At 30.0% G+C, this 594-nt stretch carries 1 pseudogene; it reads right to left on the bottom strand.

Annotated features, from left to right (window positions below):
• Positions 1-234 precede the first annotated feature (234 nt).
• Positions 235-594: pseudogene (locus tag J3U56_RS12010) on the bottom strand (hypothetical protein); the annotation flags it as partial.

Below are 594 nucleotides of genomic sequence, written 5' to 3'. Positions count from 1 at the left end.
GAGAATAAACGCTTTTCACTGACTTTGTCTTTTAATTTAAAAACTAAGGGTTTATTTATTTGAATCTCCTTGCATTCTATAAATTTGTAATTGGCAACGACAGTTGAGTCATATTGGAACCAATAACGATTAGCATAATTAGCTATCATAAATCTATAAATCATAACAACATCCTTTAAAAGGTTTACTTAAGCTTCACTATTATCCATAGAAAAGTTGATTACATTGTGTGGATCAATCTATTCCTTTTACTTTATTGTTTATAAAAAACTGGCGTAACGACTCTGACATCACAATTCGCCCTATAGATTCTTCACACCTTGCCATACAAAATTGCTCATTTATATCTTCTTTAAAGACCATTTTATAAAATTTCATTGGTCCATCAGGATAATCATCTAATATTGGTTCATATTCCGATTTATTCATATCAATACAGGATATTAAACGAAGAAAATTTAATGCTTTATAACCAGAATAGCTACGACCATTAACAATTATAGTTGCATCTATTAGCTGGACATCATGTAAAAAATCTTGATTGTTTGAAAGTAAATTGGCAAGTCTAGGCGAGATAAATTCAGGACCATCACT

It is taken from the genome of Gilliamella sp. B2824 (genome assembly GCF_026536245.1).
Taxonomy (GTDB): Bacteria; Pseudomonadota; Gammaproteobacteria; order Enterobacterales; family Orbaceae; genus Gilliamella.
This window is presented reverse-complemented; position numbering and strand designations above follow the sequence as displayed.